This is a genomic window from Nonomuraea sp. NPDC049750 (assembly GCF_040659625.1).
In the GTDB taxonomy this organism is placed as follows: Bacteria; Actinomycetota; Actinomycetes; order Streptosporangiales; family Streptosporangiaceae; genus Nonomuraea.
Map to the genome: position 1 here is coordinate 273,863 of NZ_JBFANB010000004.1, position 18,698 is coordinate 292,560.

Annotated in this window: 11 protein-coding genes, 1 tRNA gene and 2 pseudogenes; 5 read left to right on the top strand and 9 right to left on the bottom strand. The window is 69.5% G+C overall.

Annotated elements, in window-relative coordinates:
- Window positions 1-100 precede the first annotated feature (100 nt).
- Together AB0J16_RS13140 and AB0J16_RS13145 are read right to left on the bottom strand one after the other, a co-directional pair.
- A complete protein-coding gene (locus tag AB0J16_RS13140; RefSeq protein ID WP_358538087.1) occupies window positions 101-1,396 on the bottom strand; it encodes an ABC transporter substrate-binding protein in 1,296 nt (431 codons plus the stop codon).
- 149 nt (window positions 1,397-1,545) lie between these two features.
- Window positions 1,546-2,130 carry a response regulator gene (locus AB0J16_RS13145; protein WP_357945566.1) on the bottom strand — a complete coding sequence of 195 codons (585 nt, stop codon included), beginning with the start codon at window positions 2,128-2,130 and terminating at the stop codon, window positions 1,546-1,548.
- A gap of 116 nt (window positions 2,131-2,246) precedes the next feature.
- Here AB0J16_RS13145 and AB0J16_RS13150 point away from each other — a divergent pair.
- Window positions 2,247-2,320 (top strand) — tRNA-Leu (locus AB0J16_RS13150).
- Window positions 2,321-2,543: 223 nt separating this feature from the next.
- On the opposite strand, the gene AB0J16_RS13155 is transcribed toward AB0J16_RS13150, so the two are convergent.
- Together AB0J16_RS13155 and AB0J16_RS13160 are read right to left on the bottom strand one after the other, a co-directional pair.
- Window positions 2,544-3,140, bottom strand: a complete 597-nt coding sequence (locus tag AB0J16_RS13155; protein ID WP_358538089.1) for a TIGR03086 family metal-binding protein — start codon at window positions 3,138-3,140, stop codon at window positions 2,544-2,546.
- Window positions 3,134-4,069 (bottom strand): SDR family NAD(P)-dependent oxidoreductase, encoded by a 936-nt coding sequence (locus AB0J16_RS13160; protein WP_358538091.1) that lies wholly within the window; start codon window positions 4,067-4,069, stop codon window positions 3,134-3,136. The genes AB0J16_RS13155 and AB0J16_RS13160 overlap by 7 nt, the downstream gene beginning before the upstream one ends.
- 70 nt (window positions 4,070-4,139) lie before the next feature.
- Here AB0J16_RS13160 and AB0J16_RS13165 point away from each other — a divergent pair.
- The 3 genes and pseudogenes from AB0J16_RS13165 to dapD form a co-directional block, all read left to right on the top strand.
- Window positions 4,140-4,709 (top strand): annotated as a pseudogene (locus tag AB0J16_RS13165) (LysR family transcriptional regulator); the annotation flags it as partial.
- A gap of 183 nt (window positions 4,710-4,892) precedes the next feature.
- Window positions 4,893-5,240 (top strand): annotated as a pseudogene (locus AB0J16_RS13170) (LysR substrate-binding domain-containing protein); the annotation flags it as partial.
- Between the two features lie 90 nt (window positions 5,241-5,330).
- Window positions 5,331-6,293 (top strand): 2,3,4,5-tetrahydropyridine-2,6-dicarboxylate N-succinyltransferase, encoded by a 963-nt coding sequence (dapD, locus tag AB0J16_RS13175; protein ID WP_358438795.1) that lies wholly within the window; start codon window positions 5,331-5,333, stop codon window positions 6,291-6,293.
- A 553-nt stretch (window positions 6,294-6,846) separates the two neighbouring features.
- Here dapD and pyk read toward each other — a convergent pair.
- The 5 genes from pyk to gltB all read right to left on the bottom strand — a co-directional run bounded on the left by pyk (window position 6,847) and on the right by gltB (window position 16,886).
- The gene (gene pyk / locus AB0J16_RS13180; protein ID WP_225291721.1) at window positions 6,847-8,274 is read right to left on the bottom strand and encodes a pyruvate kinase; all 1,428 of its coding nucleotides are present in this window, start codon (window positions 8,272-8,274) and stop codon (window positions 6,847-6,849) included.
- Between the two features lie 35 nt (window positions 8,275-8,309).
- Window positions 8,310-8,660 (bottom strand): DUF2784 domain-containing protein, encoded by a 351-nt coding sequence (locus tag AB0J16_RS13185; protein ID WP_358538094.1) that lies wholly within the window; start codon window positions 8,658-8,660, stop codon window positions 8,310-8,312.
- A 136-nt stretch (window positions 8,661-8,796) separates the two neighbouring features.
- Window positions 8,797-10,431 carry a S8 family serine peptidase gene (locus AB0J16_RS13190; RefSeq protein ID WP_358538097.1) on the bottom strand — a complete coding sequence of 545 codons (1,635 nt, stop codon included), beginning with the start codon at window positions 10,429-10,431 and terminating at the stop codon, window positions 8,797-8,799.
- A 453-nt stretch (window positions 10,432-10,884) separates the two neighbouring features.
- A complete protein-coding gene (locus tag AB0J16_RS13195; protein ID WP_358538100.1) occupies window positions 10,885-12,363 on the bottom strand; it encodes a glutamate synthase subunit beta in 1,479 nt (492 codons plus the stop codon).
- A gap of 14 nt (window positions 12,364-12,377) precedes the next feature.
- Entirely contained in the window at window positions 12,378-16,886 is a 4,509-nt protein-coding gene (gene gltB / locus AB0J16_RS13200) for a glutamate synthase large subunit (RefSeq protein WP_358538103.1), read from the bottom strand.
- Between the two features lie 211 nt (window positions 16,887-17,097).
- Here gltB and AB0J16_RS13205 point away from each other — a divergent pair, with 211 nt between their 5' ends.
- A complete protein-coding gene (locus AB0J16_RS13205; RefSeq protein ID WP_358538105.1) occupies window positions 17,098-18,633 on the top strand; it encodes a bis-aminopropyl spermidine synthase family protein in 1,536 nt (511 codons plus the stop codon).
- Window positions 18,634-18,698 lie beyond the last annotated feature (65 nt).

Consider the following 18,698-nt stretch of genomic DNA (forward strand, 5'->3'; position numbering starts at 1 on the left):
GTCAGTCGCCGCGAGGCCGTCGTCGCGGGGGGCGTTCGCAACGTCTCCGCCAGTCACGGACGGCCCCGATCCTCGGATCGGGGCCGTCGCTGCTGGGGCTTCAGCCAGAGATGTCGCCCTTGCGATATTCGAGCGCCTTGGCGGCGTTGTACTTGTTGTCGGCGCCGTACTGGTAGACGCCGATCGTCGCGACCGACGGATCGCCCGCGTCGTTGAAGTCGACCGGCCCGCTCACGCCGTCGTAGTCGATGTCCTTGCCGGCCTTGAGCAGCTCGTCGCAGGACTTGAAGTCCTTGCACTTCTCGCCGCCCTTGCTGACGTCCACGAGCTTGGCCGCGATCGCCGCGCCCGCGTCGTCCTTGGCCGCCTCGGCGGCCAGCGCGATGAGGTTCGCCGCGTCGTACGACTCCGCGGCGTAGGTGTAGTTGGTCAGCTTCGGGTTGACGCCCAGGAGCCGCTTCTGGAAAGCCTCGGGTGCCGCCGCGCCGGGGATGGTGCCCTTGACGCCCTTCAGCGTGCCCTTGGGCATCTTCAGGAAGTTGGTGTTCGACATGTTGCCGTCGACCATGTACCACTTGTACTTGTCCGTCGTCAGGCCCTGCTTGACGAGCTCCGCCACGACCTTGGCGCTCTCCTCGAAGCCGATGAGCACGATGCCCTTCGGGTTCGCCGCCTTGATCTTCGCCACGTCGGCGGAGAACTCGGGCGCCTTGGGGTCGTAGTCCACCCGCTCGACCACCTTGGCGCCGCCCGCCTCGGCGGTCTGCGTGACCTGATCGGCCAGGCCGGTGCCATAGGAGTCCTGCATGGCCAGGATGCCGACGGTGTCGTTGCCGTCGGACACCACCAGGTCGCCCAGGACCCGCCCCTGAAGTTTGTCCGGCGGGGCCGTACGGAAGTAGAGGCCGTCGTCCTTGATCGTGGTGAACTTGTCGGAGGTGTTGGCCGGCGAGAACTCCACGACGCCCGCCCGCGTGATCTTGTCGATGATCGACTCCGATACCGACGAGGACGCGGCGCCGATGATGGCGTCGGCCTTCTGCGCGAGCAGTTTGTCGACCGACTGCGAGGCGATGTTCGTGGTGGTGTCGCCCGAGTCGGTATGGATTTTGGTGACCGGCTTGCCGAGCACCCCGCCGGCGTCGTTGATCTCCTTGATGGCCAGGTCGACGCCGGCGTACTCGGGCGGGCCGAGATAGGCCAGCGACCCCGTCTGCGGCAGCACCGAGCCGATGGTCAGGGTGCCGTCGCCCTTGGCCGCGCTCCCAGTCGCCGTCGCCTGAGCGGTGGCCGTATTCGCGGAGGTCGGCGCGGTGGTGGTGCCTCCCGTGGAACAGGCCGCCAGTGCCATGGCCGCCGCGGTGGCGACGGCCATGGCCCGGGAAATGCGGATCATCGAAGCGTCTCCGTCCAGGTGAGCGGATCTTCAGTCCGCCCATCAGCATGCGACCGGGACGCCTCAGGCGAAGGAAACCGAGGCCGGTTGGATGCCCACTCGTAATCGCGCCACAACCCGAGGGGACAAATCCGGTGATATACGGCCCCTCAGGCGCGCTCCGCCGTGTCATCTATAACGATCTGGGCAACCTCGCGCATGCTCAGCCGGCGATCCATCGACGCCTTCTGGATCCACCGGAACGCCTGCGGCTCGCTCCAGCCGTGCGCGGACATCAGCTGCCCCTTCGCCCGCTCCACCAGCTTCCTGGTCTCCAGCCTGTCGGACAGGCTCGACACCTCGGCGGCCAGCGCCACCATCTCCTCGTGCCTGCTGACCGCCATCTCGATCGCGGGCACCAGGTCGGCCTTGGTGAAGGGCTTGACCAGATAGGCCATGGCCCCCGCGTCCCTGGCGCGTTCGACCAGGTCGCGCTGGGAGAAGGCGGTCAGGATGAGGCACGGAGCGATCCGCTCCGCCACGATCCGCTCGGCCGCCGAGATGCCGTCGAGGACGGGCATCTTGACGTCGAGAATCACCAGATCCGGCCTCAGCTCGGTGGCCAGCTGGATCGCCCGCTCGCCGTCACCGGCCTCGCCCGCGACGATGTAGCCGTCTTCCTCGAGCATCTCCTTGAGATCGAGGCGGATCAGGGCCTCGTCTTCCGCGATCACCACTCGCCGCTGCGTACTCACGAGCAAGAGAGTACCGATGTCCGCTAGATTAGAGCGACGCCGGTGGTGGGTGGCTGCGAATTTCGGCTACCCTTTCGCCGTGCGATAAGGACGGATCCGGATATTTCCGGATCCTCGCCTCGGTATCCCAATTGGCAGAGGAAGCGGATTCAAAACCCGCACAGTGTGGGTTCGAGTCCCACCCGGGGCACTTCGATCAGTCGCCCGGCCACTTCGGCCGGGCGCTGTTCCTTGTCTGGGCGCCGTTTCCAGGACGGACGCTATCTCCGGGACAGGTGGCGTCTCCGGGACGGGCCCCTGTTCTCGGGACGGCCCGGCCAGCCGCTTCGCCCCCCACTAGGTCGGCGAGCCGCTTCGCCCGCCGACCAGCCCGGCCTACCGCTTCAGCTCGCCGACCAGCCCGGCCTACCGCTTCAGCTCGCCGACCAGCCCGGCGAGCGGCCGAGTAGCGCCACCACCCGGTCCAGAGCCGGGGCGTCGTCCGCCGCCGGCACCCCCGCCACGAACGCCCTGCCCTCCCCGCGCGTCTCCGGTGTGTCGGGCACCTTGGCGGCCACCGGCAGCGCGGCCTCGGCCAGATCCTCCTCCACGTTCGCGGGAACGCCCAGCGCCTTGGCGAAATCCCAGTCGTGGACCACGCAGTCGACGAAGTGGAACCCGATCGCCATCCGCGCGGGGAAGGGACCTCCGTCGCGGATCTCCGGCAGATAGAACCCCCGATCAAGTACGCCGTCCGCGGCGAAGGCGTCCATCACCGCCCGCGCCGACGCCGCGTACTCCTCCACTGGATCGTCACCCACCGGACTCGGCTCCCACCTGTCCAGATCGGACCGCGCACCGGAGGCGGCGAAGGCGAAGCCATGGTTCTGCACGATCTGGTGGGCGAGCAGGTCGCGCACCGCCCAGCCGGCGCACGGTGTCGGCCGGTCCAGGTCGCCCGGCTTGATGGTCGCCACCAGGTCGACGGTCGCCTGCACAGACCGGCGGTTGAGCTCAATGATGTCTACCAAGGCACTGTCCCGTCATCGTCGAAGAATCCGCCCGTCGGCCCGTCGGGGCCGAGGGTGGCCAATCTGACGATAACGGCCGCTCCGTCGGCCGCTGTGCGGGTGATGGGCAACCCGAGGTCCTTGGTGAAGTCCGTGGCACAGGCTCCGGGCGCTGCGGCGTTGACCAGGATGCCGTCCTCACGCAGCTCCTTGGCGTACTGGACCGTCAGCGCGTTGAGCGCCGTCTTGGACGGCGGATACACCGCCGACGCCGGAAGTCCTGACAGGTGGTGATCCGGGTTCGTGTGATGGCCCAGGGAGCCCACCCCGCTGGAGACGTTCACGATGCGGGCGGCGGGCGCGCGCCTGAGCAGGGGCAGGAACGCGTTCGTCACCATGAGCACGCCGACGACGTTCGTCTCGAACACCTGTCGCACCAGCTCGGGCCGGGTGGTGCTGGGTGCCTCGCCTGCGTGGTGGCCGGAGATGCCGGCGTTGTTCACGAGTACGTCCAGACGGCCGTAGCGGTCTGACAGGTGGGCGGCGGCCGCCTGAATGGTGACGGGGTCGGTGACGTCTAGGACGATCGGATGGATGTCGACGCCAGCGGCTCTGTACGTTCCGCCGGGACTGGCACTGTACGTTCCGCCGGACCGGGGTCTGTACGTTCCGCCGGATCCTGGCCCGTTCGCTCCCCCGGAAGCTGGCCCGTCCATGGTGGCGGAGTCCGACTCGTCCATAGTGGCGAAGCCAGGCCGGTCCATGGTGGCGGAGTCAGGCGCGGCCGCGTCTGTGGCGCTCGCGCGTAGCCTGGCGGCTGCCGCCTCACCTCTGCGTGCGTCGCGGGCGGCGAGCAGCACCGTCATGCCCCTGGCGGCCAGCTGCGCGGCGACCTCGAAACCTATGCCCTTGTTCGCCCCGGTCACCAGGGCGATCGTCGATGTGGTCATTCCCCGAGCACACCACCGGCGATCGTGAACGGGCCAACACCAGCTGGGTCAGGATCGATACCCTGCGGGTATGGAGACGCGTGAGCTGGCCTACTTCGCCGCCGTCGCCGAGGAGCTGCACTTCGGCCGGGCGGCCGCGCGACTGGGAATCGCGCAGCCGCCGCTGTCGAGGGCGATCCAGAAGCTCGAACGACGGCTCGGGGTGACCCTCTTCGACCGCTCGGGCCGCCGGGTGGCGCTCACTCCGGCGGGCGAGGTACTGGCCAGGGAGGCCGCCAAGGCCCTGGACGCGGTGGCGGCGGCCGAACACCGTACGCGCAGGGCGGGGCGGACCGAGCCGCGGCTCGTGGTGGCCCTGAAGCCGGGCGGCGACGGCGCGCTGCTCCCGGACATCCTGGCCGCCTACCAGTCGCGCCCGGACGCCCTGCCGGTGGAGGTGCTGCTGTGCGGGGTGGCGGAGCGGACCCGGCTGTTGCGTGACGGTACGGCGGACGTGGCGTTCCTGCACCACCCTCGGGAGGACATGACGGGGTTCGACACGGAGCCGCTGCTGGTGGAGGGCAGTGTGGCCGTCGTACCTGCCCGGCACCCGCTGGCCGGACGGCCGTTCGTCCACCTCGCCGACCTGGACGCCGACCCGACCTCGCGCTGGCCTGATCCCCGCACCCCCGATCCTGGCGCCTCCGAGCCGCACGTCTCTGGGCCGCACGTCTCTGGGCCGCACGTCTCCGGGCCGCACGTCTCCGGGCCGCACGTCTCCGGGCCGCACGTCTCCGGGCCGCACGTCTCCGGGCCGCAGGTTTCTGGACGGCAGGTCGCGTCCAAGCCGCTGGGCGGGTCCGAGCCACATGTCGCGGCCGGGCTGCGGGCGGGCGATGCCGCTCAGATCATGCAGTTAATCGCCCTCGGCAGGCTGATCGCCGTCGTCCCCGAATCGGCCAAGGAGCAGGTACGGCGCGACCTGGTCTGCATACCGGTCGTGGACGCCGCCCCCACCACGGTCGTCCTGGCCTGGCCCGAGCAGACTCGCTCCCCCGCCCTTGCCGCCTTCGTCCGCACCGCCGCAGACATCGTCGCGAACACCGCGCCTGCGGGTGTCGCGGCTGGAGACGTGGCACGCTGGCTCGCGGCTGAGCCAGGCGACCAGGTGATCGACCATGGGCTCGCGTGACCTGTGGAATGCGGTCCGGTGGACCGGCGAGGTGATGACACGGACGACTCCCAGCTCTGGGGTCGGAGCGGAAGACGATAGTTTGTGCCAGTGACAGCTATCGATCCCACCGTGACCGGCGCTTACGCCATCGGGCTCGCGACCATCGCCGCCGACGGCACCGTACTTGACACCTGGTTCCCCGCTCCGCAGCTGGGCGACCCGCCCGTTACGGGCACCGAGCGGCTCTCCGCCGAGGAGGCCGGCGAGCTGGCCTCGCTGGTGGGTCCCGACCCGGCCAGGGGCGTCGAGGTGGTGGCCGTGCGCACCGGCATCGCCAAGCTCTCCGAGCCGCCGGCGGACACCCACGACGCCTACCTCAGGCTGCACCTGCTCTCCAGCCGCCTGGTCCAGCCGCATGGACTGAGTCTCGACAACCTGTTCTCCTTGCTGGCGAACGTCGTGTGGACCAACTTCGGGCCGTGTCCGGTGGAGGGGTTCGAGCAGACCCGGCTGCGGTTGCGGGCCCGGGGGGCGGTGTCGGTGTATGGGGTGGACAAGTTCCCGCGGATGGTCGACTACGTGCTGCCGGCGGGTGTCCGGATCGCCGACGCCGACCGGGTACGCCTCGGCGCGCACCTGGCCACCGGCACCACGGTGATGCACGAGGGCTTCGTGAACTTCAACGCGGGCACGCTGGGCGCCTCGATGGTCGAGGGCCGCGTCTCGGCGGGCGTGATCGTCGGCGACGGCTCCGATGTGGGCGGCGGCTCCTCGATCATGGGTACGCTCTCGGGCGGCGGCAAGGAGGTCATCTCCATCGGCGAACGCTGCCTGCTGGGCGCGAACGCCGGCATCGGCATCTCGCTGGGCGACGACTGCGTGGTGGAGGCGGGCCTCTACGTGACGGCCGGCACCAAGGTCGCCCTCCCGGACGGCCGCGTCGTCAAGGCCAAGTCACTGTCCGGTACGAACGGCCTCCTGTTCCGCCGCAACTCCCAAACCGGCGCCGTGGAAGCCGCCCCCCGCGCCGGCGGCCCTGTCGAGCTCAACGCCTCGCTCCACGCCAACTGACCCTCCGAGATCCACAAGCCCAAGATCTGTTACGGCCGGCCCGGTGGGCGCCACCCGCCACACGGGGCCGGCGCCCGTCCAGGGACACGCTCCTGGGGTGGAGCCGGCTGAGCGCCGTGACGTGCGCATGGTGGGCCGTGGCTTCCGTGTGGCCGGACCGAGGCCGCGGTCCTGTCCACCACACAGCCAGGAGATCCCGTCCAGGCCCTCCGGCAGGCAGACCTAGGCGCCATAACGAAGACGCCAACAGACCTGGCCGTCATGGTGCGCAGGGCCACAGACCTGGGCATTATCGCGGGCACGCCCGCCCTTGGCAGCGTGGCGGACATGCCCACCGTGGCGGGCACACACCCTTGGCTGCGCTCCGCCCACCAACCGTGACCCACCACCCACCTGCGCCGCACTGCCCACGGAGACGGTCAAGAACGCGCACGTCACGGCGGCGAGCCGGGGAAGCGGAGGAGCGTTCCCCTGGAGGGCCGTCAGCGGGCCGTCCAGGGTGGGTCCTCCCGTGCTTGCCGTAAAAAAATCCTAAAGAAGGTTTTGCCGGAAATTAGCTGTGGGAGACCGCGGAGCCGATGGTGTGGACGCGGAGGGCGTTGGTGGAGCCCGGGGTGCCGGGAGGCGAGCCGGCCACGATGACCACCTTGTCGCCCTTCTCCAGGCGGCCCAGCGTCAGCAGTGACGCCTCCACCTGGCGCACCATGTCGTCCGTGTGGTGGACGAACGGCACGTGGAACGTCTCCACGCCCCACGTCAGCGACAGCTGCCCCCGCACGTGCGGGGCCGAGGTGAAGGCCAGCAGCGGGATCGGCGAGCGGTAGCGGGCCAGGCGGCGGGCCGTCTCGCCCGACATGGTGAACGCGATCAGCGCCTTCGCGCCGACGATCGCGCCGACCTCGGCGGCGGCGCGGGCGATGGCGCCGCCCGTCGTCTCCGGCAGGCGCTCCAGGGAGTGGGTGGCGTGCAGCGAGTGCTCCTCCGCGGCGCGCGCGATGCGGTCCATGGTGGAGACCGACTCGATGGGATAGTTGCCCACCGAGGTCTCGCCCGAGAGCATGACCGCGTCGGCGCCGTCCATGACCGCGTAGGCGACGTCGGACGCCTCGGCGCGGGTGGGGCGGGGCGCGCTCATCATCGAGTCGAGCATCTGGGTGGCGACGATGACCGGGCGGGCCTTCTCGCGGCAGAGCTCGATGATGCGCCGCTGAACGATCGGCACCTGCTCCAGGGGCAGCTCGACGCCGAGGTCACCACGGGCGACCATGATGCCGTCGAACGCCTCGACGATCTCGGGCAGGCGGTCGACCGCCTGCGGCTTCTCGATCTTGGCGAGCAGCGGGAGGCGGACGGCCTCCTGCTCCATGATGTTGCGCACCACGTCGGCGTCGGACGGGCGGCGGACGAAGGACAGGGCGATCATGTCGAAGCCGGTGCGCAGCGCCCAGCGCAGGTCGGCCTCGTCCTTGTCGGTGAGCGCGGGCGCGCTGACGTTGATGCCCGGCAGGTTGAGGCCCTTGTTGTCGGAGATCATGCCGCCGATGACGACGCGCGTGATGACGCGGTCGCCCTCGACGCTGGTCGCCTCCAGGACGAGGCGGCCGTCGTCGACCAGGATGGTGTCACCGGGGCGTACGTCGCCCGGCAGGCCCTTGTAGGTGGTGGAGACCTGCTCCCGGTCGCCCGGCACGTCCTCGGTGGTGATCGTGAAGACGTCGCCGAAGCCGAGCCGGACCGGGCCTTCCTCGAACCTGCCGACGCGGATCTTGGGGCCCTGCAGGTCGGCGAGCACGCCTACACCGCGGCCGAGGTCGGCCGCCACCTCTCTGACCCGGTCGTATACCTCACGGTGCATGTCATGGTCACCATGGCTGAGGTTGAACCTGGCCACGTCCATGCCGGCGGCGATCAGCTCGCGCAGGCGTTCAGGAGAGGACGTGGCGGGACCTAGAGTGCAGACTATTTTCGCGCGACGAGTCACGAGTCCTACCTTAATTGGTACAGACCACTTGGCTGTCATTGACGACGCAGAACGTACCCGGCGTAGGAGAACAACACGAGAATGGCGACCCCCAGACGGGCCAAGTTCGCGTATTCCTCGGGGTAGATCACGCCTTCGATGTAGTGGTCGATGAAGCCGGTGGGCGGGAGGCCCTGGAGTCCGGCGTTGCGGCGCCCCCAATCCTCCACCACCGTGAGCGGGCATTCGACGCCGGTGGCCAGCGAGATCAGGCCCCAGGTCGTGACCGCGAGATGGACCCAGATCGTGCGCCGCCAGCGCCATGCGACATACCCGCCCACGGCCATGTAGGCCAGGAAGGCGAAGTGCATCACCATCGCGGTGTCCGCGATGAGGCGATACATCATGCTCTGACGGTAGCGCCATTCCAGGACATCATGGTCTGGCGCCGCCGCTCATGCGTGATGGTCGCGGCCTTCCAGGGCGTGATGGTCGCGGCCTTCCAGGGCGTCATGGCCTGACGACTCGGGGCCTTCCGGGAGATCATCGTGCGATGGTCGCGGCCTTCCAGGCGTCGACGATGCCGCGGCCGTAGAAGCCGTTCTTGGACCTGCCGCCCTCGCAGGTCTGCTTGTCGCTCTCGTAGCTGTACGTCCGGGGCGACGGGCACGCCTTGCGATCGGCGGTCTTGTACAGGAGCTCCTCGACGGTGGCGGGAGACAGCGCCACCCCGCCCTTGCCGGGCTTGCCGAAGCGGCTGATCAGGATCGCGGCGACGCCGGTCGCGTGCGGGGCCGCCATCGAGGTGCCGTCCAGATACTGGTAGTAGGAGCAAGGGCTGCTGCTGCAGTCACGGACGACCGCGGAGGTCTTCGGCTTGCCCGACTTGTCCAGCAGGCCGGTACGACGGAGCACAGCCTCGGGGGCGGCCGCCAGGATCGACCTGGTGGTCGAGGCGCCCTTGCCCTCCGTCACGTCGCCGCCGGGCGCGGCCAGGTCGGCCTGCTCGATCCCGTAGTCGCTGTAGCCGGCCTTGCGGCCGGAGGGGCCCACCGAGGCGACCGAGATGACGCCCTTGGATTCGGCGGGCACGTTGATGCAGGAGTTGTCGACCTTGCGGGTCTTCTCGCTGCCGCGCGGGTAGCCGGGACTGGACGTGTCGACCTTGGGCTTGCCGAGGTCGCTGGAGCCGTTGCCGAGCGCGGAGATGAGCGTGACGCCCTTCTTGCGCGCGTAGTCGAGCGCCCGCTGCATACCGGTGATGATCGCGCGCTGCTGCAGCTGCTGCTTCTTGCTGTCGGCCTTGTTGTGGGCACAGTTGAACAGCCACGGGTCGACGTAGTAGCTCATGTTCACCACGTCCACGCCGATGTCGGCGGCGTAGGTGAGCGCGTCGAGGCTGGGCTTGAGGAAGAAGAACCCGGAGTCCTGCCCCGCCCTGATGTTGACGAGCTGCACGCCCGGCGCCACGCCCGCGATGCCGATGTGGTTCAGCGGCGAGCCGATCGTGCTGGCCACGTGGGTGCCGTGGCCCTCGTCGTCCTGGTCGACCGGGTCCTTGCAGCTCGACACCTCACAGGGGCCGTCGAGCGTGTCGCCGTTCTCGTCGTTCGGCTTGTCGGTGACGAAATTGCGGCTGAGGGCGCGGTTGAAGTTCGGGGCGATGTCGGGGTGCTTGCCGTCGATGCCGGTGTCGATGACGCCGACGAGCACCTTCTTGCTGCCGGGCACCTTCTTGTTGGCGCGGTCGGCGCCGATCATCCTCATGTCCCACTGACGGGGGGCGAGGGGCTCGCCCGCCCTGGTCGTGAGGGCCGACGCGTCAGGGAATGCCCGCGCCTCCAGCGCGGCCGTCGTGCCTTGGGCGAGAGGTGTGAGCCCGGCCGCGAAGCCGATTTCGCGGTCGGTCGTGACGCCGACGACGGCCTGGTCCGCGCCGAGGGTGTCGACGAACGCGTCACCGCCGCCCTTGGCCACGACGTAGCCGAGCTTGGTGTCGGTGCTGACGAGGCGGCCACCGGCGCGCTCGACGGCGGAGAGCGCCGCTCCTGCCCGGCCGTCGGCATAGAAGACGAGGTACTCCTGGTCCGGCCCCGCTTTGGGCGCCGCAGGGGTCGCGCAGGCCGCCAGCGAACCGGCCACAGCCAAGGCCATCAGGCCGGCGGCGAATCGCCTCATACTTCCCCCATCCACGGCGTCACACCAGAAACTGCATCTTCCCGACCCCAGTCTCTCGATGCAACTTTGTCGTAAAATTTCGGACTCTAGAGGGCAAAACGGGATCAGATTGCCGGCCCTGGTCAGGCGAAAGGGCAGCCCTGGCCAAGAGTACGCACGTCACGGCGGCCAGCCGGGGAACCGGAGGAGCGTGCCCCTGGACAGAGCCCAGCCCCGTACAGAGGGTGGGGCCGGCCACTGCCGGCCGTAAAGAAAAAACAAAACGCCCGCCCGGGGGACCGGGCGGGCGTTTCGAAACAGCAAGACCGTCAGACGAGTGAACCGTCAGACACACAGACGGTCAGCGCGTCTGACGAGCAGACGCGTCGCTGGCCTCAGACGAGCGGACACGTCGCAGGCGCCAAGCCAGCGAACACATCACGGACGTCAGACCAGCGAACACGTCGCAGACCGTCAGACCAGCGGACGTGCGGTGGGCAGGATCGGGTACGGCAGCGAGGTGTCGCCGGACAGGAACCGGTCCACGCCCGAGGCGGCCGCGCGGCCCTCGGCGATCGCCCAGACGATGAGCGACTGCCCGCGACCCATGTCGCCCGCCACGAAGACCCCGTCGACCTTGGACATGTACGACTTGTCGCGGGAGACGTTCCCACGCGCGTCGTAGAACCCGTCTCCACCGACATCAGCGAGGTCCTGAAGCAGGGCGCCCTTCTCCGGGCCGAGGAAGCCCATCGAGAGCGTGACCAGCTCGGCCGGGATCTCCCGCTCCGTGCCGGGGATCGCCTTGAAGCCATGCTGCGGGCCCTCGACCTCGACCAGCCGCAACGCGCGGATGTTTCCGGCGTCGTCGCCGACGAACTCCGTCGTCGAGACCGCGTACACCCGCTCGCCCCCGCCCTCCGCGAGCTCCTCGTGCGCGCTCTCCATCTTGAACAGGATGGGGAACGTCGGCCACGGCTGGCTGCCGGGCCGGGTGGCGGGTGGCTGCGGCATGATCTCCAGCTGGGTGACCGACTTGGCCCCCTGCCTGATCGCCGTGCCGATGCAGTCGGCCCCGGTGTCGCCGCCGCCGATGACCACGACGTGCTTGTCCTTGGCCGAGATGGGGGGCTCACTGAGGTCGCCCTCCTGCACCTTGTTCGACAGGGGCAGGTATTCCATCGCCTGGTGGACACCACCGAGCTCACGCCCGGTCACCGGCAGGTCGCGCCACAGGGTGGCACCGCCCGCCAGCACCACCGCGTCGAACTCCGCGCGCAGCTGGGCCGCCGTGACGTCGACACCGACGTTCACGCCGGTGCGGAACTCGGTGCCCTCGGCCCGCATCTGGTCCAGACGCCGCTCGATGTGGCGCTTTTCCATCTTGAACTCGGGGATGCCGTAACGCAGCAGGCCGCCGATACGGTCCGCGCGCTCGAACACCACCACATCGTGGCCCGCCCGGGTGAGCTGCTGGGCCGCGGCCAGCCCGGCGGGACCCGAGCCGACGACCGCGACCTTCTTGCCCGTCTTCACCGGCGAGGGCTGCGGGGTCACCCAGCCCTCGGCGAACGCGCGGTCGATGATCTCGACCTCGACCCGCTTGATCGCCACCGGGTCGGAGTTGATGCCGAGCACGCACGCCGCCTCGCACGGAGCCGGGCAGAGCCTGCCGGTGAACTCCGGGAAGTTGTTCGTGGCGTGCAGCCGCTCGATCGCCTCCCGCCAGTCGGTGCGGTGGACCAGGTCGTTCCACTCGGGGATGAGGTTGCCGAGCGGGCAGCCGTTGTGGCAGAACGGGATGCCGCAGTCCATGCAGCGTGATGCCTGCTTGGTCAGCTTGTCCTGGGAGAAGTCCTGGTAGACCTCCCGCCAGTCGCCGATGCGGACGTCGATGGGGCGGCGCGCGGGCAGCTCCCGGTCGTGCGTGAGAAAACCCTTGGGGTCAGCCATCGGTTACGCCTCCCTTAACCCTTGACCGCGGCGGCCATGACCGCCTCGTCGATGTCCCTGCCTTCGATGCGGGCCGCCTCGGCCGCCTCCATGACCCGCTTGTAGTCGGTCGGCATGATCTTGCCGAACCGGGCGAGCGCCGCGTGCCAGTCGGCCAGCAGCTCCTTGGCGACCGGGGAGCCGGTCTCCGCGAAGTGCTTCTCGACCGTCTCGCGCAGGAACTCGCCGTCCTCCTCGGTGAGCTCCTCGATGGCGACCATCTCGCGGTTGACCCGCCCGAGGTTGAGGTCGAGCAGGTAGGCGACGCCGCCGGACATGCCGGCCGCGAAGTTGCGCCCGGTCGGGCCGAGGACGACCGCCTTGCCGCCGGTCATGTACTCGCAGCCGTGGTCGCCGACGCCTTCGACGACCGCGGTGGCGCCGGAGTTGCGGACGCAGAAGCGCTCGCCGACGACGCCGCGGATGAACGCCTCCCCGGACGTGGCGCCATAGAGGGCGACGTTGCCGGAGATGATGTGACCGTCGAGCGGTGCCTCCTCGTGCGGCCGCAGCGTGATGCGCCCGCCCGACAGGCCCTTGCCCAGGTAGTCGTTGGCGTCACCGGTCAGCCGCAGCGTGATGCCGCGCGGCAGGAACGCGCCGAAGGAGTTGCCCGCCGAGCCGGTGAAACTGATGTCGATCGTGTTCTCTGGCAGGCCGGCGCCACCGTAACGCTTGGTGACCTGGTAGCCGAGCATGGTGCCGACGGTCCTGTTCACGTTGCGGATCGGCAGCTCCAGCGTGACCGGGGTGCCGTTGTTCAGGGCGCCTTCGGCCAGCTGGATCAGTGTGTTGTCGAGCGCGTGCTGCAGCCCGTGGTCCTGCTCGACCGTGCGGCGCAGCGGGGTCCCCGCGGGCAGCTCCGGCTGGTGCAGGATCGGCGACAGGTCGAGGCCGTTGGCCTTCCAGTGGTTCTGGGCGGCCGTCATGTCGAGCAGCTCGACGTGCCCGATCGCCTCTTCGAGCGAGCGGAAGCCCAGCTCGGCGAGGTATTCGCGGATCTCCTCGGCGATGAACTCGAAGAAGTTCACCACGAACTCGGGCTTGCCGGTGAAGCGCTTGCGCAGCTCGGGGTTCTGCGTGGCCACGCCCACCGGGCAGGTGTCGAGGTGGCAGACCCGCATCATCACGCAGCCGGACACGACCAGCGGAGCGGTGGCGAAGCCGTACTCCTCCGCGCCGAGCAGCGCGGCGATGACCACGTCGCGGCCGGTCTTGAGCTGGCCGTCCACCTGCACCACGATGCGGTCGCGCAGCCCGTTGAGCAGCAGCGTCTGCTGCGTCTCGGCCAGGCCGAGCTCCCACGGCGCGCCCGCGTGCTTGAGCGAGGTGAGCGGTGAGGCGCCGGTGCCGCCGTCGTGCCCGGAGATGAGCACCACGTCGGCGTGCGCCTTGGACACGCCCGCCGCGACCGTGCCGACCCCGACCTCGGCCACGAGCTTGACGTGCACGCGCGACTCGGGGTTGGAGTTCTTCAGGTCGTGGATGAGCTGGGCGAGGTCCTCGATCGAGTAGATGTCGTGGTGCGGCGGCGGCGAGATGAGGCCGACGCCGGGCGTGGAGTGCCGGGTCTTGGCGATCCACGGGTAGACCTTGTGGCCGGGCAGCTGGCCGCCCTCACCGGGCTTGGCGCCCTGGGCCATCTTGATCTGCAGGTCCGCCGCGTTGACCAGGTATTCGCTCGTCACGCCGAACCGGCCCGACGCCACCTGCTTGATGGCGCTGCGCCGCGTCGCGTCGTACAGGCGCTCCGGGTCCTCGCCGCCCTCGCCGGTGTTGGACTTGCCGCCCAGCTGGTTCATCGCGATGGCGAGCGTCTCGTGCGCCTCCATCGAGATCGAGCCGTACGACATCGCGCCGGTGGAGAACCGCTTGACGATCTCGGAGACCGGCTCCACCTCGTCGATCGAGATCGGGGTCCGGCCCGCCTTCAGCTTGAACAGCCCGCGCAGCGTCATGAGCCGCTCGGCCTGGGAGTCCACCATGCCGGTGTACTCCTTGAAGATCTCGTAGCGGCGCGTGCGGGTGGCATGCTGCAGCTTGAAGACCGTCTCGGGGTTGAACAGGTGCGGCTCGCCCTCGCGCCGCCACTGGTACTCGCCGCCGATCTGGAGCCCGCGGTGCGCGTTCGCGACCCTCGGGTAGGCGTGCGCGTGCCTGCGGGCGGCCTCTTCGGCCAGCACGTCGAAGCCGACGCCGCCGAGCCGCGAGGTGGTGCCGGTGAAGCAAGCGTCGATGACCTCCTGGCTCAGGCCGAGCGCCTCGAAGATCTGCGCGCCGGTGTAGGAGGCGACGGTGGAGACGCCCATCTTCGACATCACCTTGATGACGCCCTTGCCGTAGGCCTTGATCAGGTTCCGTACGGCCTTGTGCTTGTCGATCTGGAGCGCACCGGTGTCGACCAGGTCCTCGACGGTCTCGATGGCCAGGTACGGGTTGACCGCGCCCGCGCCGTAGCCGATGAGCAGCGCCATGTGGTGGCACTCCCGCGCCTCACCGGTCTCGACGACGAGGCCGATCTTGGTGCGGGTCTTCTCCTGGATCAGGTGGTGGTGGACCGCCCCGGTCAGCAGGAGCGCCGGGATCGGCGCCAGCATGTCGGACGAGCCGCGGTCCGACAGCACGATGATGCGCGCGCCGTTGGCGATCGCCTGCGACGCCTCGGCGCGGATCTCCTCCAGGCGGTGCAGCAGCGCCGCGCCACCGCCCGACACCTCGTAGAGGCCGGAGATCACGTGCGGGTGGAAGCCGGGCAGGTCGTGCTCGTCGTTGATGTGGATGATCTTGGCGATCTCGTCGTTGTCGATCACCGGGTACGGCAGGACCAGCTGGCGGCACGACGAGGGCCCGGGGTCGAGCAGGTTGCCCTCCGGTCCGAGCACGCTGGCCAGCGAGGTCACCAGCTCCTCGCGGATGGCGTCCAGCGGCGGGTTCGTGACCTGCGCGAACAGCTGGGTGAAGTAGTCGAACAGCAGCCTGGGCTTCTCGCTGAGCACCGCGACAGGCGTGTCGGTGCCCATGGAGCCGATCGGCTCGGCACCGTTCTTGGCCATCGGCGACAGGATGATCCGCAGCTCTTCCCCGGTGTAACCGAAGGTCTGCTGCCGCTTGACGAGCGCCTCGTGCGTGGGGATCTCCCGCTGCCGGGCCGGCAGCTCCTCGAAGCGGACCAGTCCGGCGTGCAGCCAGTCCTCGTACGGCAGCGCGGCCGCGAGCTCGGCCTTGATCTCGTCGTCCTCGATGATCTTGCCGCGGGCGGTGTCGATGAGGAACATCCGGCCGGGCTGCAGGCGGCCCTTGCGCACCACGTCTTCGGGCTTGAAGTCGAGCACGCCCGCCTCGGAGGCCAGCACGACCAGCCCGTCGGCGGTCACCCAGAACCGGCCCGGGCGCAGGCCGTTGCGGTCGAGCACGGCTCCGGCCAGCGTGCCGTCGGTGAAGGTGATCGACGCGGGGCCGTCCCACGCCTCCATCATCGAGGAGTGGAACTCGTAGAAGGCCCGCCGCGCGGGGTCCATCTCGGTGTGGTTCTCCCACGCCTCGGGGATCATCATCAGGACGGCGTGGGGCAGGCTCCGACCGCCGATGTGGAGCAGCTCCAGAGCCTCGTCGAAGGATGCGGTGTCGCTGCCATCTGGATCGCAGATCGGGAAAAGTCGCGACATGTCGCCCGGGATCTGGGCGGATTCGAGCATCGCCTCGCGGGCCCGCATCCAGTTGCGGTTGCCCTTGACCGTGTTGATCTCGCCGTTGTGGGCGATGTAACGGTAGGGGTGGGCCAGCGGCCAGCTCGGGAAGGTGTTGGTGGAGAAGCGCGAGTGCACCAGCGCGATCGCGCTCTCGTAGCGCTCGTCCGACAGGTCGGGGAAGAACGGCTCGACCTGGTCGGGGGTGAGCATGCCCTTGTACACGATCGTACGGGCGCTCAGCGAGGGGAAGTAGACATCCACCTCGTGCTCGGCCCGCTTGCGCAGGCAGAACGCCAGCCGGTCCAGCTCCAGCCCCGACTCTCCGTTGGGGCTGGCCACGAACAGCTGCGTGAAGTGCGGCATGACGGCTCTGGCGCTCGGTCCGGGCAGCGCCCGGTCGACCGGCACCTCGCGCCAGCCCAGGACGTTCAGGCCTTCCTCGGCGGCGATCTCCTCGATCATGCGGAAGGCGATGTCGCGCGCCTCACCGTCGAACGGCAGGAAGGCCATGCCGACGGCGTAGTGGCCGGGCTCGGGCAGCGCGAAACTCACGTTCGTACGGAAGAAAGTGTCCGGGATCTGGGTGAGGATCCCGGCTCCGTCGCCTGTGTCAGGCTCGCTACCCTTGGCCCCCCGGTGATCGAGATTGCACAGCGCCGTCAGCGCCTTCACCACGATCCCGTGCCCGCGGCGCCCGGCGACGTCGGCCACCATGGCGACTCCGCAGGCATCATGCTCGTTGGCGGGGTGGTAGAGGCCCTGGGGCTCGGGGAACCCGAGGTGGGCAGCAGGCATTGAATCCCTCCCGTCGTCATCGTCTGTCAAGAACTGCTCTACAGGCGGGGACGACGTTGGCCCTGCTGCGTGTGCGTAGAGGTTACAACACCCTGCCGGAATAGTTCCCGCCTGGTCCACATCGCGAACATTGGCGACAATCCCGACATACGAGCTGCTATGTCCCAAACACCGGACTGGAGGCCCGGAATTCCCTCGATAGGGTTGGACCATGGACCGTGACGGGGTGGAACGCCTGCTCGACGAGGCCGGAGTCGACGGCAGAAGGCTCAGGCACGCCCTGACCCTCCTCTGCGACGGCCAGTGGTGGACCCTGTCCGACCTGGTCAGGGAGGCGGCAACGGCCCGCCGGACGATCGAGGCGCTGCTGCGCGAGGTCCCGCTGGAGCACTCCGGCGACAGGTTCCGGGTGCCTCTCACGCATTCGCCCGATTTCCAGGACCTGCTGGCCGTGGCCCCGCCCCCGGCCGACCCGGTCGCCTATCTGCTCCCCCACTACACACATGTGCTCGACCGCCTGCGCCGCCTCATCGACGAGGCGCCGCGCTCCCGCCACGCGCTGGACCACGTGGCCGCCACCCCCGACACCGTGCTGCGCAGAGCGCTGCTGCTCGGCGCCCGGTTCTGGCTGCGGGGCGCGAAGCTGCTGTTCGTGGGCGACCACGACCTCACCTCGCTGGCCGTCAAACTGGTCCACCCCGAGGCCGAGGTCACGGTGGTCGACGTGGACGAGCGCATTCTGGCCTATCTGGACGCCCAGGATCTCGGCGTACGGACCCGGTGGGCCGATCTGCGGCTGTCGCTGCCGCCGTCGGCCCGTGACCACGACCTGGCCGTCACCGACCCGCCGTACACACCGGAGGGCGTCGGGCTGTTCGTGGCGCGCGCGATCGAGGGGCTCAAGGACGATGGGCGGGTGCTGCTGGCGTACGGGGCGAGCGAGCGTACTCCGATGCTCGCCCTGAAGGTGCAGAACTCCCTCTCCGCCCTCAACCTCGCATATGACGCTATTTACCCAGATTTCAACAGATATTTCGGGGCGGAAGCCATCGGCTCCGCCGCCGACCTCTACGTCCTGCGGCCCACCACCAAGACCCGTCCCGCCGTCACCGCCCGCCTCGACCGCCTGACCACCGCCATCTACACCCAGGGCCCCCAGTCGATCGAGTCCACCGGCTCCTCGGCGGCCGACAGCTCCTCGGCGGCCGACGCTGACCTGCTGGTGGGTGAGTGGCCGAAGGAGCTGTCGCAGCCCCGGGTGAAACTGTCCACATGGCTGGCCAAGCCCTACGCCGCCGCCGTGGAGCGGGTGGCGATCGCACTGCCCGCCGGCCTGGAGGCCGCGCTCCCGCGCCTCCTGCTGGCCACGCGAGCCGCCCACGTGCGGGTCCTGCTGTCCGCGCCGGCCCCTCTCCCGGACGTCCTTGGGTCCGTCTACGAGCTGACGTCCGACGGCGGCGTCCTGGACGCCGTACGACTCCCGCAGCCGATCGGCGACGAGGCCGGGGTGCTGCGGCGGATCCTCGACAACGGGCACGGCAAACTGGCCAACACCTGGCGCGAGGGGCTCATCGCGGTGGCCCGCTCACAGGGCAGCACCCTCACCAAGAACGACGCCCGCGCCCTCATCCGGCAGGCGGCGCCCTGGGCCGAGGCCGTCACCCCGCTGGAGACGCCCCTCCACCGCCTCGCCGACCTCCCCACCACGGTCTCCGCCACGGTCACGGCCTTGTCCAAAACCACCTGACCACGGCCGCGGACGCCGGCCCCACCGACGCTGGAGCCCGTGAACGCCGGGCCTACGTGCGCTGG